General features: G+C 26.6%; 11 protein-coding genes and 1 other RNA gene. 9 read left to right on the top strand and 3 right to left on the bottom strand.

The genetic code is table 4. The features are described 5' to 3' along the window. The first annotated feature begins 34 nt into the window (after positions 1-34). The gene (locus tag AB668_RS05765; protein WP_050517115.1) at positions 35-469 is read left to right on the top strand and encodes a hypothetical protein; all 435 of its coding nucleotides are present in this window, start codon (positions 35-37) and stop codon (positions 467-469) included. 243 nt (positions 470-712) lie between these two features. After that, positions 713-1,123: a transfer-messenger RNA gene (gene ssrA / locus AB668_RS05335) on the top strand. Positions 1,124-1,219: 96 nt separating this feature from the next. Here ssrA and AB668_RS04485 read toward each other — a convergent pair. Continuing rightward, a complete protein-coding gene (locus tag AB668_RS04485) occupies positions 1,220-1,759 on the bottom strand; it encodes a hypothetical protein (protein ID WP_050517805.1) in 540 nt (179 codons plus the stop codon). Positions 1,760-2,340: 581 nt separating this feature from the next. Here AB668_RS04485 and AB668_RS04480 point away from each other — a divergent pair. Further along, positions 2,341-3,726: an ATP-binding protein gene (locus tag AB668_RS04480; RefSeq protein ID WP_050517804.1), complete on the top strand. Its 1,386-nt coding sequence runs from the start codon at positions 2,341-2,343 to the stop codon at positions 3,724-3,726. 82 nt (positions 3,727-3,808) lie between these two features. On the opposite strand, the gene alaS is transcribed toward AB668_RS04480, so the two are convergent. Further along, a complete protein-coding gene (gene alaS / locus AB668_RS04475; RefSeq protein ID WP_050517803.1) occupies positions 3,809-6,499 on the bottom strand; it encodes an alanine--tRNA ligase in 2,691 nt (896 codons plus the stop codon). An 89-nt stretch (positions 6,500-6,588) separates the two neighbouring features. Beyond that, on the bottom strand, positions 6,589-7,086 hold the full coding sequence (locus AB668_RS04470; RefSeq protein WP_050517802.1) for a hypothetical protein: 498 nt from the start codon (positions 7,084-7,086) through the stop codon (positions 6,589-6,591). A gap of 282 nt (positions 7,087-7,368) precedes the next feature. Here AB668_RS04470 and oppB point away from each other — a divergent pair, with 282 nt between their 5' ends. Genes oppB through AB668_RS05965 form a run of 6 tightly spaced genes read left to right on the top strand, consistent with a single transcriptional unit; the run spans position 7,369 to position 16,139 of the window. After that, the gene (gene oppB / locus AB668_RS04465; RefSeq protein WP_050517801.1) at positions 7,369-8,607 is read left to right on the top strand and encodes an oligopeptide ABC transporter permease OppB; all 1,239 of its coding nucleotides are present in this window, start codon (positions 7,369-7,371) and stop codon (positions 8,605-8,607) included. 15 nt (positions 8,608-8,622) lie between these two features. Continuing rightward, a complete protein-coding gene (oppC, locus tag AB668_RS04460; protein ID WP_050517800.1) occupies positions 8,623-9,636 on the top strand; it encodes an oligopeptide ABC transporter permease OppC in 1,014 nt (337 codons plus the stop codon). A gap of 15 nt (positions 9,637-9,651) precedes the next feature. Beyond that, the gene (gene oppD / locus AB668_RS04455; RefSeq protein WP_050517799.1) at positions 9,652-11,346 is read left to right on the top strand and encodes an oligopeptide ABC transporter ATP-binding protein OppD; all 1,695 of its coding nucleotides are present in this window, start codon (positions 9,652-9,654) and stop codon (positions 11,344-11,346) included. A 2-nt stretch (positions 11,347-11,348) separates the two neighbouring features. Next, positions 11,349-13,190 carry an ATP-binding cassette domain-containing protein gene (locus tag AB668_RS04450; protein WP_082160335.1) on the top strand — a complete coding sequence of 614 codons (1,842 nt, stop codon included), beginning with the start codon at positions 11,349-11,351 and terminating at the stop codon, positions 13,188-13,190. Between the two features lie 14 nt (positions 13,191-13,204). Next, the gene (locus AB668_RS05970) at positions 13,205-14,806 is read left to right on the top strand and encodes an ABC transporter substrate-binding protein (protein ID WP_235443352.1); all 1,602 of its coding nucleotides are present in this window, start codon (positions 13,205-13,207) and stop codon (positions 14,804-14,806) included. A 22-nt stretch (positions 14,807-14,828) separates the two neighbouring features. After that, positions 14,829-16,139, top strand: a complete 1,311-nt coding sequence (locus tag AB668_RS05965) for a hypothetical protein (protein WP_235443351.1) — start codon at positions 14,829-14,831, stop codon at positions 16,137-16,139. Positions 16,140-16,209 lie beyond the last annotated feature (70 nt).

The raw sequence follows: 16,209 nt of genomic DNA, 5'->3' as shown, positions 1-16,209 counted from the left end.
ATCCTTCTTTGACATACCTATTAAAAGAAAAATTATGAATGGAGTGGTTGAATATCAAAAAAATTATTATGCTGCATTTGATGAAAATGGGAAGAGATATAAGTTCAACAAAAAAGAAAGTATTGAATTTGTTATAGGTGCAGATGAGAAGTTCTACTTTAGAACAGAAACTATGCGTTTTAAAGCTGAAATATTAGAAAAAGGATCTCATGATTGAGGAATAGCTGATATAGCAAAAAGAAAACAATTAGATGAAGAAAGAAAACATGATTTAAAAACCCTAGGAACAATAAATAAAACGAGATGGATTCATACTGTATTAGATAAGACTCTTAACAGCATTAAAAAACACCCAAGTGGATTGCCCAGTGAAGTAGTCGATGAACTATCAGGACTTGTCTCAGGTGTTAAGAATGAATGTTATCGCATATCATTCGAACTCAAAGAAAAATTAGGCTTATTGGATTAGTTTAATTTTCTAATTTCCTTTGATAAGATTATTATAACTTAAAAATTTAAAGGTTCATTTTGTTTAAAAACCCACGATAAAAATTTTACCAAATTAGATGAATTTTCTTTATCAAATTTGTTAAATTTATTTTACAAAATTACGAATTCCTTGTTTACTTTATTAGACAAAACATTTTCTTAATACAATATTAGTGTTTAAACTTTCTAAATTATTTATAATGCTGTATCATTTATATGTAATGGGGATGTCATGGTCTCGACAGGATATAACCAGCATATATAAGCAGTAGTGTGGTAGACTATAAGTACTACTAGGTTTAAAAAAACGCAAACGAAAACGAAGAAAAATTTGAAATGCCAGCATTTATGATCAACAATGCATCAGCTGGAGCAAACTTTATGTTTGCTTAATAACTACTTAGTTTAGTTATAGTATTTCACGAATTATAGGTAGTTTAGGCTTTATCTATAACCGTATTACCCTAGTCTAATAGGATGTATGATTGCAATAAATATATCCGAATTCTAATTGCAAATGACATTTAATCTTTTGTTAATTTTAGTTATCTGTTAAATTAGAAAATTAACTAAACTGTAGAAAGTATGTGTAAGTGTATTTTGGACGCGAGTTCGATTCTCGCCATCTCCACCATAAAGAAAATAAACTAGCTTGGAAAATTTCCAAGCTTTTTAATTTTAAAAAACCAACAGTTATCTGTTGGTCAATCGTTACGCTTCTTTAAAATATTTATTCAATATACGAACGAAACATATTATACAAATGTAAAAATAATTGATTCATCACAACATCAATGATATCTTCACGTAAAACTGCATTAAATCATTGTGATTTTACTATTTTTACTTCTTCATCCATATAAGAAATTGCAATGTAGAATTTGTCTTGATGAAGTGCTTTAGGAGAATGAATATCATTTCCAACAATAGTATCATAATCATTTTGTCTATAACTAGTAATTGCGATACCTATAAGTGATGATGTTTTTCGTCTTGTTTCTGAAGCTAATTTTTTTGTTTTTTTAATTATTCTTTTTTCATATTCTTCTTTAATTTGTCGATCTTCATCAAATATTTCTGGTGTTTTTTCATATCAAAAACCTTTATATTGTCCATTAAAACAAATACCGTTAGGATCTAATTTTTTAAATATTTTTGAAAGATTTCCTTTACTAAATGGCTCGCAAATACCTATAGTTAAATAATTATCTTTTAAAATTTCAAATGTTTTCTGAAAGAATTTGTTTTCAACAATTTTATCTAAATCCATTATCTAAGCCACTCTATATCTTAATTTAAAGTATAGCAAAACTAATTTATGATATGAAATAATTTTGTACCTCGCAAATAAATATTAAAAGTAATTACAATGTTTTAATGACTACTGTTGAGATTAAAAAATAATGAAAAATTTGGTTTCAAATGACAGTTTCATTTAAATTACCAACACATGTTGGTAAAAGTATTGGTATTTACGCACACATGTTGGTAAAAGTATTGGTATTTACGTATGTTTATTAAAAAGATTACATTTTTAATAAAAAATAATATACAACTATTGTCTATGTTTCCCACTTTAAGCATAAAACAAAACTAAAAATTTAAATTTATAAATTGATTATTTTTATTTTTTAAAAATACTAAGTAAAACCCGCAACCTTCCCACTTAAGCATAAAACAACAGTTGAAACTTATAAATTCAAATTTATAATTCAACCGTGCCTTTGCTTAAAAATTTTATTAAAATACGCACACATGTTGCTAAAAGTATTGGTATTTACCAACACATAATGCTATAAGTGTTGGTATAATTAAATTAAGAATCCTAAATAGGTAGAAGAAGGGGTCATTATGATTGAAATACCAGTAGAATCTTCTTTACATGAAAATAAAGAAACATTTGATGAAAAAAGACCAATAAATGTTTTAAAAACAGTTTGTGCTTTTGCAAATACCAATACAGGTTCTATTTATATCGGGGTAAACAATAAAAGAGAAGTTGTTGGTGTTAATGATATTGAGAATAAAATAAACAAAATATCTAGTTTTATAAAAGATAGGATAAAACCTATACCTAAGTTTGAAATAAAAACTCAAGTCATAGAAAATAAGACAGTTATCATCTTGGTAGTCGAAAAGGGAACTGAAACACCTTATTTCTTAACTGAGCAAAGTGGTATGAACGCATATATAAGATATGGAGATCAAACTCATAAAGCGTCTAGAGATGAAATATTAACCTTAACACTAGAGGGTAAGAATCTTTCTTATGATGGGTTATTAACCGATATCCCATGAGAAAATGCAACTTTCAATATTCTTAATAATTATTTCAGAGAAAAAGGCATAAGAGTTATAGAGGATTATAATGACTTGGTCTCTTTAGAGTTAGCTAAAAATAATGTTTTAACTAATGCAGGAGCATTGCTAGCTGATAATAGTTTTGTAAAAAATTCCTTAGTTTTTGCAACTAATTGAAAAGGACTTGAAAAATCAAATGATAATAAAAATAAGGATTTAAGAAATTTTTCAGGAAACATATTAGAGATATTAAAAAATAGTATGCAGTTTATAATGAATAACTCTCATATTGATTTTAAAAAAATAGAAACAGAACGTTTGGAATTTCCAGACTATCCAGAACTAGCGGTAAGAGAAGCATTAGTTAATGCATTAGTGCACAGAGATTATTCTAATTATTATGATCAAATAAATATTAATATGTATACTAATAGACTAGAAATAAGTTCTCCTGGAGGTATGATAGATAGAACTAAAGTTCAAGATCTAGATCCTTATAAAATAGGATCAAAAAGAAGAAATCCTATCTTAGCAAATATATTTTCTTTATTAAAATTGATGGAGCGAAGAGGAACTGGAATTAAAGAAATTTTAAACATTTACTCAAGACAGGAAAACTATAGTTTAAACCATAGACCCGAATTTACTTCAGATGATAAATCTTTTGTTGTTACTTTGAAAAATTTAAATTACGAAAACCAAAACAACGAAACATTTAGAACAAGTGATAACACTAGATCAAATACAGAAGACCAAATACGAATTGTGTTAGAATTTGCCCAAAAAACTTATAAATTCAAAAGAATTGATATAGATAATTTATTAAATGTTTCTCCATCAAGAAGTAGAGTAATTTTAAATGAATTGGTTGAAAACAATAAATTAGTAACTATAGGTTCTTTTAAAGATAAAGAGTATATTTTTAATAAAAAATAATATACAAGTATCATGTTTCCCACTTAAGCATAAATATTTTGCAATACAAAAAACACTACTTTAAATGTAGCGTTTTTAACAATTATTTTTTAGTATATTTTCCCTGAGCAAGGTTTGAGTTTCCTCCACCTTTAGTTTCCAATCCTTCAAGGTTATTAAATATATCAATTGCTTTGTATTTTGATTGTAAACTTTCACTTACAGCAACAACTATAAAGTTAGTGTCACTTGTCTGACTAGCTAATATTACAATTAAATCTTTGAATTTATTTCTTAACTCATCAGCTAATTGTTTTAAATCTTTGATAGTTAAATCTTTAGTAAATAATCTAATTTCATTAACTCCTTCTTTATTAACTTCTGGTTTTAAATCATTAAATTGTGATAATTTAGAAGCAGTTAATAGATCATTAACTTTTTTATCATAATCTTTGTATAAATCTTTTAACTTAGATAGCATTGATTTTATTACAACTAAATTTTGTTTTGTAATAGTTAAACTTTTAATTTCTGAATAAGTTTTTTCAATTTCTTGATTTTCTAATACAGCTTTATGTTGGTTGTATTTTTCAATCACATTTTCAACTTCATCTTTAACTAGTTTAAATTGTTCATTTAAATATTCAATTACAGCTTTATTCGAAGTTAATGCTTTAATTCTATATAAGCCACTACCTTTTGATTCTAAACCTGTAATAATGAAATCTTGAATATCGCTTGTATTATCTACGTGAGTTCCTCCACATAATTCTGAAGAGAAATCTCCAAATTTAACAACTCTTACAATTTCATCATATTTTTCAGTAAAGAAAGCTAATGCATTATATTTATTAATTGAATCTTCTAAACTACAGAAATAAGTTTCTCTATCGATATGTTCATTAATTTTTTGTAGCACTAATTCTTCAGCTTTATGTAATTCATCACTTGTTGCTAATTTATTAAAAGTAAAGTCCATACGTAGACCATGTTCATCATTATATGATCCTGATTGCATTACACTATTTCCTAAAACTTCTCTTAATGCAGCGTGAATCATATGAGTTCCTGAGTGATTTTTCATTGTGTAGAAACGTTTATCTTCATCAACTATAGCATTAACGATATCTCCAACTTTTAAAGTCCCTGAAACTTTAACTCTATGAATATTTTGGTGTTTTGGTCCTTGTTGAACATCAACTACAACAGCATTTGCATTATCATTTGAAATAATACCAGTATCTGCTGCTTGTCCACCTTTTTCAGCATAGAATGGGGTTTTGTCTAAAATTATATAAGCTTCTGAATCTGTAATTGAATCGATTTGTTTTTGATCAGCGAACATATAAACAATTTTGGAATCACTTCTTGATGTTTCTTCTCAACCTGTAAATTCTGATTTAACATCAAGTTTAGTAAATAATTCATTTTGTTTATCTCAAGCTTTTAAATCTTTTCTACTGTTTCTTGCAGTTTCTTTAGCTTGTTCTAAAAGTTCTTCAAATCCTTTGATATCAACTTCAACATTATGTTGTTGAGAAATTTCTAAAGTTTGTTCGATTGGAAAACCATATGATTCAAATAATAATAGTGCATTTTTAGCTGTAACTTTATTTTCAGTTTTAATAATTTGTTCTAATAATTCGTACCCTTTAGATAATGTTTTTAAGAATTTTTCTTCTTCAACTTTAATTGTTTCTTCTACTAAAGATTGTTTTTCTTCTAAATAAGGATAGAAATCTTTCATAGCTAAAACTACTGTATCAACTAATTTATATAAGAATGCCTGTGTTATTCCTAATTCTCTTCCAAATACTGAACTTCTTCTAATTAAACGTCTAATAATATATGCTCTATCTTTATTTCCCGGAAACACACCATCACTAATAGCGAATGTACAAGCTCTAATGTGATCTGCAATTACTTTAAATGCTGTATTAATTCTTGTTTGTGTTGCTGTTGGATTGAAATAATTATCAAAAGAATATTTAAATTTCTTATCACACATAGTTTCAACTTTTTGAATAGTTGGTCAGAAAATATCAGTTTCAAAGTTAGTTGGTGTGTCTTGGAAAATTGATGATAATCTCTCTAGTCCTGCACCAGTATCGATATTTTTTCTAGGTAATTCAGCATAATTGTTATTTCCATCATTATTAAATTGTGAAAAGACAATGTTTCAAACTTCGATGTATCTATCGTTTTCAATATCATCACTAATTAATCTTGGTCCAATTTTTTCTGGATCTCATTTTTCACCACGATCATAAAATATCTCAGTATTTGGTCCGCAAGGTCCTTGTCCTACATCTCAAAAATTAGTATCTCTTGATAAACTGAAAATATGATCTTTTTCAATCCCAATTTCTTCAGTTCAAATTCTGTAAGCTTCATCATCTTCATTAAATACTGTTATATATAATTTATCTTTTGGCATAGCAAATCATTTGTCTGAAGTTATTAATTCTCAAGCAAAATGAATAGCTTCTTTTTTGAAGAAATCTCCGATAGAAAAATTACCTAACATTTCAAACATTGTGTGGTGACGTGCAGTAACTCCTACATTTTCAATATCATTTGTTCTAATTGATTTTTGTGAGTTAGTAAGTCTAGCAGCAGGTGGTGTTTTTCTTCCTTCAAAATAAGGTTTTAATGTAGCTACTCCCGAATTAATTCACAATAAAGAAGGGTCATCAACAGGTATTAATGAAACTGGTTCTAAAAAATAATGATCTTTTGATTTAAAAAAATCTAGTCACATTTGTCTTATTTGATTTGTAGATAATTTCTTCATCTTTTTTCTCCTTTAAAAGTATTTTATTATAACTATATTTAATTCTATCAAACATTAAATTAATAAGTAATACACATAGTTTTATAAATTTAAATTTTGAAAATAATATATAAAACAAGTGAAAAAATAAATATTAAAATTGAACTAATTAGAAAGATTTTTCTAAGTCTAATTAATTTAGCTTCATCATCATCTAATGTTTTTTGATAACGTCTTCTTCTATCGTTAAAAAATCACATCGCGTGTTTATTTCTTAAATATCCAATCACAATACTAATTAAAAATAAAATTGCACCAATAATAATAGAAAATCAAGTAATTCCTTTTCAATCATTAAAAGTTTTATTCTCTATATTTAAAGTTAAATAACCAAATAAAACAGACAATAAACAAGTAACAACAAAAATAACTAACACAATTAATCAACCTTGTCATTTCAAAGCTTTTTTCTGATTATATTCAAAAACTTTAGCTGAATAAGATCTAGATTCATATACGCTTTTTATTTTTTGATCAACTTCTTTGTGGTAATCTATATTATCTTTTATTCTATGTTGTTTTAGTTCTTGAGATTTTTTGTTTTTCATAATTTATTCCTTTTATTTATTAATTTTATATTAAAAAAACTGTTTTATAATTTTAAATTAAATCAATAAGTTTTAATGAATAAGTTTTAATGAATAATTTAACCCAATATTTTATAATTATTAAATAGTATTTTAATAAAATACATATTTATAAATTTCGAAAATTTTTATTGTTTATTTTTTGACTATTTTATTTTGAAGTGTTATTATTGTTATAATAACCGTTAAGTTAAATTAGTTAACTGTAAATGTAAAATATAAAATAATAGAAAGGGATCTAGCATGAAAAATAAAAAAACTATTATTTATGATGAAAAAATAGATTTTAAAAATGAGCTATTATCAGAAGATTTTGATTTATCTTCTGAGTTAGATAATCATGAAAAGATAAGCAAACTAACAACTATTAAATATTGATATAGCGATCTAAATGCTAATATTTATAAGTTTTTTGTAAGACATCCTTTATACGCTTATTCATTTAAAAGAATTGTTTATGGATTAATTACTTTATTAGTTGCTATTGTTTTACTTTATGCAATCACAAGAGCAATTACTCCTGATGAAAAATATTTACCTCCAAACTATGAAAAATTAGGTTTATCAAAAAAAGCTCAAGACGAACTTTTAATTGATAGAATGAAAAAATTCGGTGTGTACGGTCCGTTTTGAGAACAAGTTTTAAATTATTTAAAAAACATTATTCCTTTTATTCCTAAACACATTTTAGTTGATGCTGTTTATGGAGTTGATAGAACTGGAAACTGAACTGCTGAACAAATTTTTGATACTAGATTTGTATATTTAGGAGTAGTTTCAAGTCCTTCAATCGCTCAAGAATCATCAGATGTTTTTAAATTATTTAAAACTGCAATGCCTTATTCATTTATGTTTGGATCAATTGCAGTTATAATTGCTAACACTTTAGGTATTTTAATTGGTATTCAACAAGCTAAAAAGAAAAATAGATTATTTGATAATTTATTTAGTGGAACCTCAGCGTTTCTTGTTGCATTACCATCATTAGTTATTGTTTTAGTTGTATTTATATTCTCAGTTTCAATTTTAGGAAGTTCTGGACTTTACAATACTGGATCGTTTGCTACAAAATTCTGACCTATCATGACAATGGTAATTATTAACATACCAATTGTTGCTTCATACACAAGACGATACGCAATTGAAGAAGTGACTGCAGATTATGTAAAATTCACTTTATCTAAAGGTATGAGTACAAGAAGAGCTTACTACTTACATATTTTTAGAAACTCAGGAATAAGAACTATTAGAACAATACCAAGCCAAATTATTTTAACTATGTTTGGTTCATCAATTTTAACTGAAACTCAATGATCAATTCCTGGAATGGGACAATACATTATTAAATCAGCTGGTGGAAATGATTTCTTTGTATTCTTAGGATTTACAGTGTTATCATCATTTGCAACAATATTTGCTTCATTATTATCAGATTTAATTTATGTTTGATTAGATCCAAGAGTTAGCTTAACTAAAAAATAGAAAGGATTGGTTTTTATGCAAACTAAAAAATGAAATTCAAAAGATATTTATTCTGGTTTTACAGCAGAACAACACCAATCTTTCGAGTTGAAAAACGGAATAGGTTTAACAGAAATTGATCAAGAGTTATTTACTCATATTGGTTTCCAAGAAAAAGGATTAGAATCAATCGCAACAAAACCTTATAGCTATTGAAAAGCTGTTGGTAAAATTCTAATAAAAAGTAAAGTATTTGTTATTTGTGTAAGTTTATTAGCTCTTTTAATGATAATGTCAATAGTTATATCATGAGATCAAGTAGCTGTTCCATTAATTAGACCAGGTAATTCAACTCAAGCACCTAGTGCTAAACATTTATTTGGACTAGGAAAACAAGGTCAAGATTATTGAATTGAAATATGATTAGGATTAAGAACAACTCTTACTTTCGCACTTGTAGTTGTAACAATTCAATTAGCTATTGGAATTTTTGCAGGACTTATTTGAGGGTATTTCAGAAAATTAGATATTTTATTCTACCAAGTAACAGCACTAATTTTAATCGCTCCTCAACTAGTTATGATTATTTTAATTATCTCTATATCAGGAACTGGGTTCTGACAAATGATTTTAGCAATTATTATTCAAGCTTGAATTGGTCCTGCTTTAAACATTAGAGCTGCAGTTTTATTAGTTAGAAATTCAGATTACAACATAGCATCAGTTACACTAGGTTCAAGTTCAGGAAAAATTATTAGAAAAAATATTTTCCCAAAAATTTTACCTATATTAATCCAGGTTGCAGTATTTGCAATTCCAACTGCAATTTCAATTGAAGCTACAATCTCATATCTTGGACAAGGATTTGTTGATGGTTCAGTTAAAACATCATTAGGTAAAATTTTAGAAATTGCTGTTGGTGGTACTGAATGACAAGTCTTTCCACATTTACTAGTGATTCCTGTAGCATTTATTTCAAGCATTTCATTATTATTCTTCTTAGTATTAAAAGTATTTGCAGACTCATTAGATCCAAAAAACCACCGTTAGAAAGGGAACTTGATTATGAAACAAAAAGTTATTTTATCTATTAAAAACTTAGTTGTTAAATTTAGAGTTCGTTCTCAAGTTTTAACTTCTATAAGAGATATTAGTTTTGATATTTATGATGGTGAAACTGTTGCTATAGTTGGTGAATCTGGATCAGGAAAATCTGTTTTTACAAAAACATTAACTAATATGTTAGAAGAAAATGGATATATTGCTAATGGGACTATTACTTACTATCCAAGAAATGATAAAAACACTATATCTAATTTTAAAAGCGAAGTAAACTTAGTAGATTTTCATAAAAATAATTTAGAAAATAACTCAAGAAGAGAGATTAGAAAATATAATCAATTAAAAATTAAAGAGATCCAATCTCAAATCAATGATTTACAAAATGCAACTATTGATTCTATTAATCTAAAAATTAAAGATTTAGAAACTAAAATTGAATTATTAAAAAAATATGAGTTTACTAAAAACATTAAAAAAATAATTAAAAGAGATATTTTTATAAAAGAAGTAGCAAGATTAAATAAACAAATTGAATTAATTAAAGATCCTAAGAAATTAGAATTTAAAATTAATGAATTAAAAAGATTAATTAATAGATTAAAACAAGAAAATGCTAACTTCCAATTGCTATCAATTTATAAAAAATTTTTATATCAAAAAATTGTAAGTTTTATTAATAAAAATAAAAACGATTTTGAATATGATTTAAACTTAGCTAAAGACTATTTAAGTAAAGTAGAAAAAGTTGAATTTAGAAGTGATTTTGAAGATTTAATGATTGAGGTTTTAACTGAAATTTCAAATGAATCTAAAAATTTAGAAAAAGAAAAGATTGAATCATTACTTGAAATTTGAAACTTTATTAAATTACCAAATTTCATAATCAAAAGAAGAACAGCTAAAAACTTAGAAAAACTTCGTGGTGGAACAATTGCTACAATTTTTCAAGATCCGATGACATCTTTAAACCCTTTATTAAGTGTTGGTTTTCAAATTTCAGAGGTTTTAAGAATTCATAATAATTTATCAAGATCAGAAGCTAAAGCTGAAGCAATTAATTTAATGAAAAAAGTAGGTATTACAAATGTCGAAAAACGTTATAAAGATCTACCAAGAAAATATTCTGGAGGAATGCGTCAAAGAATCGTTATTGCTATCGCTCTTGCATGTAGACCCAAAATATTAATTTGTGATGAACCAACAACTGCATTAGACGTTACTATTCAAGCTCAAGTTTTAGATTTAATTAAAGAACTTAAAAAAGAATATAAATTTACAGTAATTTTTATTACTCACGATTTAGGTGTTGTTGCTAATGTTGCTGATAGGGTTGCTGTTATGTATGCTGGTCAAATTATAGAACATGGAAAAATTGAAGAAATTTTCTTCAATCCTCAACACCCATATACTTGATCATTATTACTATCTCTTCCACAATTAGGTAAAAAAGGTGAGGACTTATATTCAATTTCTGGAACACCTCCATCATTATTTAAAGAAATTAATGGGGATGCTTTTGCTCCAAGAAATAAATTTGCTTTAGCTATTGATTATAAATATGAACCTCCAATGTTTAAAGTTTCAGATACTCATTATGCTAAAACTTGATTATTAGATCCACGTGCTCCTAAAATCGAAAGACCAAAACAATTAGAACTTTTAAAACATGCTGTTGGAAATACAAAGGTTGGTGAATAATTATGAATAAAGAAAAAATCATAAGAGTCCGCGACTTACTAATTGAGTTTGGTAGTGGTAAAAATAAAGTTAAAGCTGTTAAAGGTGTAAGTTTTGATATCTTTAAAGGAGAAACTTTTGGACTAGTTGGTGAATCTGGATCAGGAAAAACTACTATTGGTAGAGCAATTATGGGTATTCAACCTATACAAGATGGTGCTATCTTTTTTGAAAATAAATTATTAAGAGGTAAAGCACCTAATGTTTATGAAATTAATAAAAAAATAGCTAGACATTTAGATGTTATGAAACAAAACCAACTAAATACTTCTATATGTTTAAATGACTATTCAAATGAATTTAAAAGGGTATTTTATAAATATACTCAATCTAAGTTTTACAATTTTAAAACTAAAGAATTAGAAGATTATAAAGATAATATTTCAAGAATTATTGAAGAGGGAACAAACTTAAAAGATACTAAATTAATAAATAGTAAAAAGGATGTTAACCTTTGAATAATCTCTGAATCTATCAATGATAATTTAAAAAGAATGTTAAAAATTATTAGATTACAAGATAAATTATCAAAATTTTTAGAAACTGTTTTTGATTACATTGAAACTAGTAAAGAACTTTCAACTGCTGTTAACCACTATCAAACAGTTGTTAGTGATATTATGATTGAAATTAAACATCTTGAAAATCAAATTTATTGAATATTAGAAGAAATGACTGATATTAGAACTAAAGTTGAAAAAGGATATCACACTTCAATTTCTAATTTCTTTGATCAACTAGGTGTTAGATTAAAAAAAGTTATTTCACTTCAAAAACAAATTTCTGTTTTAATTAAAAAAGCAAGAAAAGCTCAAATAATTAATGTAGCATTAACTCAACCTAAGAAAAATTGAGCTTCAACTTCAAGACAATTAGAATCAATTAAAGATGAAAAATGATTAATTGATGATTATGAAAAACTTATTAAAATTATTGAAGAAAATAACTTTTATAAAGCATTAGAAAATGGAAGAATTTTCCAACAACCATCTAAACAAGAAATAAAACAAAATAAAAAAGATATCCAAATGATTTTCCAAGATCCAAGTTCATCATTAAATGATAGAATGGCGATTGAAGAAATTGTTCAAGAAGGATTAGACAACTTCCCAGAACTTTATAAAAATGATGAAGTTAAAAAATCTTATATTAAATGATTTAACAAAAATAATTCTCAACAAAAACTAGATAAAAATAGTGATGTAAAAATAAGTGATATTAAGAGATATTTAATCACTGAATTATTACAAACTGTTGGTATGCTTCCTGAACATTTATCTCGTTATCCTCATGAGTTTTCAGGTGGTCAACGTCAAAGAATTGGTATTGCTAGAACACTAATTATGAAACCTAAATTTGTTGTAGCTGATGAACCTATTTCAGCACTTGATGTTTCTATTCGTGCACAAATTATGAATCTATTAAGTAAATTCCAAAAACAATTTGATTTAACTTATATATTCATTGCTCATGATTTAAGTGTTGTTAGATTTACTACAAATAGAATTGCGGTAATTTATCGAGGAGACATTGTTGAATTAGCTGAATCAGATGAGTTATTTGAATGTCCATTACACCCATATACTCGTTCATTATTAAGTGCAATCCCTCTACCTGATCCTATTCAAGAAAGAAAGAAAGTTCACTTTGAATATAAACCAGAAAAAGAACATCATGATTATTTAATTGATTTTCCTAAATGAAGAGAAATTAAAAACGGTCACTATGTATATGCAAATGATAGAGAATTTGCAGAGTATCAAAAAGAGTTAGAGAAATATTATAAAAATAAAAAAGAAAGTTAAAGAAGGTGATAAGTATGAAAAAGTTACTAAGCTTAGCAACTTGCGGTATGTTTCTTGCGTCAAGTTCAGCCACAGCTGTTAGTTGTTCATTAAGTTTTGATCCAAATAAGTTATTATCAAGAAAGTTATCAGATACTACAGTTTTTAAAGACTTAATTGTTAGTCCTATTGTTAACTGAAACTCAGCTATTAATAACAGCGCATTTGATAGTAAAGCTATTGCTAAACTTCAAGACACTTTAATCACAGTTGATAAACATGATAATTTTGAAGGAGCTTTAGCTTTAAAATGAAAACATGACGATAAGTTTAAACAATGAGATTTTAAACTTAGAGATAACATTAGATGAACAGCTTTAGAAAACGGTAGATCTATTGACAAAGGAAAAATTACTGCAAAAGATTTTTTCAATACTTTTAGATACGTATTTAACAAAAATAATAGAGCTCTAACTTTAGATATTTGAACTTCAGCATTAAATAAGACTAGAGAATTAGTTGACTTTTTAAATAAACTTTCAAATCCTAATTACACAAAAGATAAACAACCTGATAGTTTATATGATCCAATATTTGATAAAGAAAGTGACAAATATAAAGATGCTAACACTTCGTTAGAAAAAGAAATGAGATCTAGTTATTATTTAGATCGCGCTATCATGGCATACAACATGACATTAAATGAAGAAGAATCAAAAAAAATAGCATTAAACAATTCTAAATCAACCAAACAACTTGCAGAAGAATCTTTTGAAAAAGGACAAATCATAAGTAAAGCTAAAAAAGAAGAGGGTAATGACAAAGAAAACTACGATATTTCTTTCCACTTAAATAAACCTACAAGTTATTTTGAAACAATTATTTCTTATTTAAGTTTTGCACCTATGCCTGATTTTTCTGTTGAATATTTAAGTATTGATAATGACGGAGAAAAAGCATCACAATTTGCTGGTACTTCTTATTCATCATCTTCTGGTAAAAAAGATGGTTATGAAACAATGTGATATTCTGGTCCTTATGTTGTTGATAGCTATCTTGCAGGAAGACACTTAAATTTAAGAAGAAATGAACATTACTTTAATAAAGAAAGTGTTCATATACACAAAATACTTTACAGTTTCTCAAGTAAAGGAGATCCTGCTTCAAATAGATTCTTCTTCCAAACTGGAGATATATCTTCATTTAAAGTTGTTCCAAACGATCTTGCTGGATGAGAAACATATGTTAAAAATATAGATACTCCTAGATTTAAAGGAACAAATGTTGTTAAAACAAAGCCTACAACAACTTGAGCATTTGCCTTTAACTATCAAAGTCAAGGAACAAGTATATATGAAGAAATACAACTTAATAGAGAAGGAAGTTTAATAGACGGAACAAGAACAACAAGAAATGCTAAACAAGATGCAGAATTAAATAAAACAATTGCATTGAAATCATTTAGAGTAATGTTTAGATACTTGTTAAATAGATCTATTTTTGCAAAATTCTTCTCTAGTGCAATTGATGGTAATAGTCAAACAAGTAGTTCATTAAGAAACACTTACACAAGTCCACATATTGCAAGTTATAAGGATAGTCATAAACCAGACAATTCAACTGAACAAAAAGGATAACACAGTAGATTATTTTGATGTTATGTCTAAAAATTACTATGACAAATCAAAAGATTCTACTAATCAAGAAAAAACATCTACTACAGGTTGATTAATTAAACTTCTTAAAGAAAATCCTGTTTCTAAAGACATAATCAATGATGAGCAACTATCAAAATGATCAGAGAGATTTGGATCAATTAAAGAAAACCATGGTAGTCCAAAATCCGCTCTTGATCGAGGTAAAGATACATTCTTTGAAAACGATCTTCTAGTTTTATCTGCGTTCTTAAAAGATGATGAATTAAGTGTAAGTGGCGACAATTTTAATTTAAATCAAGATCCTTCTAAAGTTGAATTTAAAAATGTTGAAAGAGCTAAAGAATTTATTAAATTAATTGGTAAATATGATGATGTTGATCCAAACAAAACATATCCAAGTCAAGATACAAAATTAAAAAATTTACATCAAAAAACAAAATTATTAAAACAACAAGTTAAAGAGGATATGACAAATCTTGGAATTAACACAAATGTTCCAATCACTATACCTTTCTTAATGAATCCTGGAAACTCAAGTACAGGAAGTGCTACTGGTTACATTAACTTTTTAACTACTGCTTTTAAAACTTTCAATTTCTTAGTGCGTAACAGAGGTAACGGTGATATAAACTCTCCATTTGTTATAGATACTTATACACCTCCTACAGCAAACGAGTTCTCTACATTAGTTAGAGCAGGAAAAACTTCAATAAAGGAAATAGGTTGATCTCCTGATTATGCAGATCCAACAAACTATTTATACACAGTTCTTTATGATGGAGCGTTCGATTACATAATGAGTTTAAACAAAACATTTAAAAAAGATTCTTCAGGTAATCTTACACCAGCTGACATTATAAAAAACGATGAAAAACATTATGAACACTTGCGTAGAACATCTGAGTTCCTACTTAAAACAGTTGAAAAGGTTGATGAAACTATACCTGATCATAAAAAGAGATTTGAAGAATTATCAAAACTTGAAAACTACTTGAGTCTATCTTCGTCATTAATAATTCCTACATATGTAAAAGAATCTGAATTAGTTCCTACAGTTTCATATGTAGACCAATTGACAATTTCTCGTTTCCCTTTAGGTTCACAACCAGAACGTATGGTCGGAGTTAAGATTGATGAAAAAATAATTCAACATCATGAGTTCCAAAGAAGACTTGAAATTTACAATAATGAAAAAATTAAAGGTTATCAATCTCTATATCCAGATGCAAATGGCCAATACCTACGCGGATTTAAAGGTGATTGAAATAAAGAAATAGACCCAAAAAATTCAAGAGAAGTAAAACCTATATAGTAAATTAGTTGTGTTGAAAAACATAACTTTTTTATTTTCAAAAAAGAGAAGGTCCAACTCCTTCTCTATT

Source organism: Mycoplasma sp. HU2014 (assembly GCF_001199495.1).
Lineage (GTDB): Bacteria > Bacillota_I > Bacilli_A > Mycoplasmatales > Mycoplasmataceae > Mycoplasma.
This window is presented reverse-complemented; position numbering and strand designations above follow the sequence as displayed.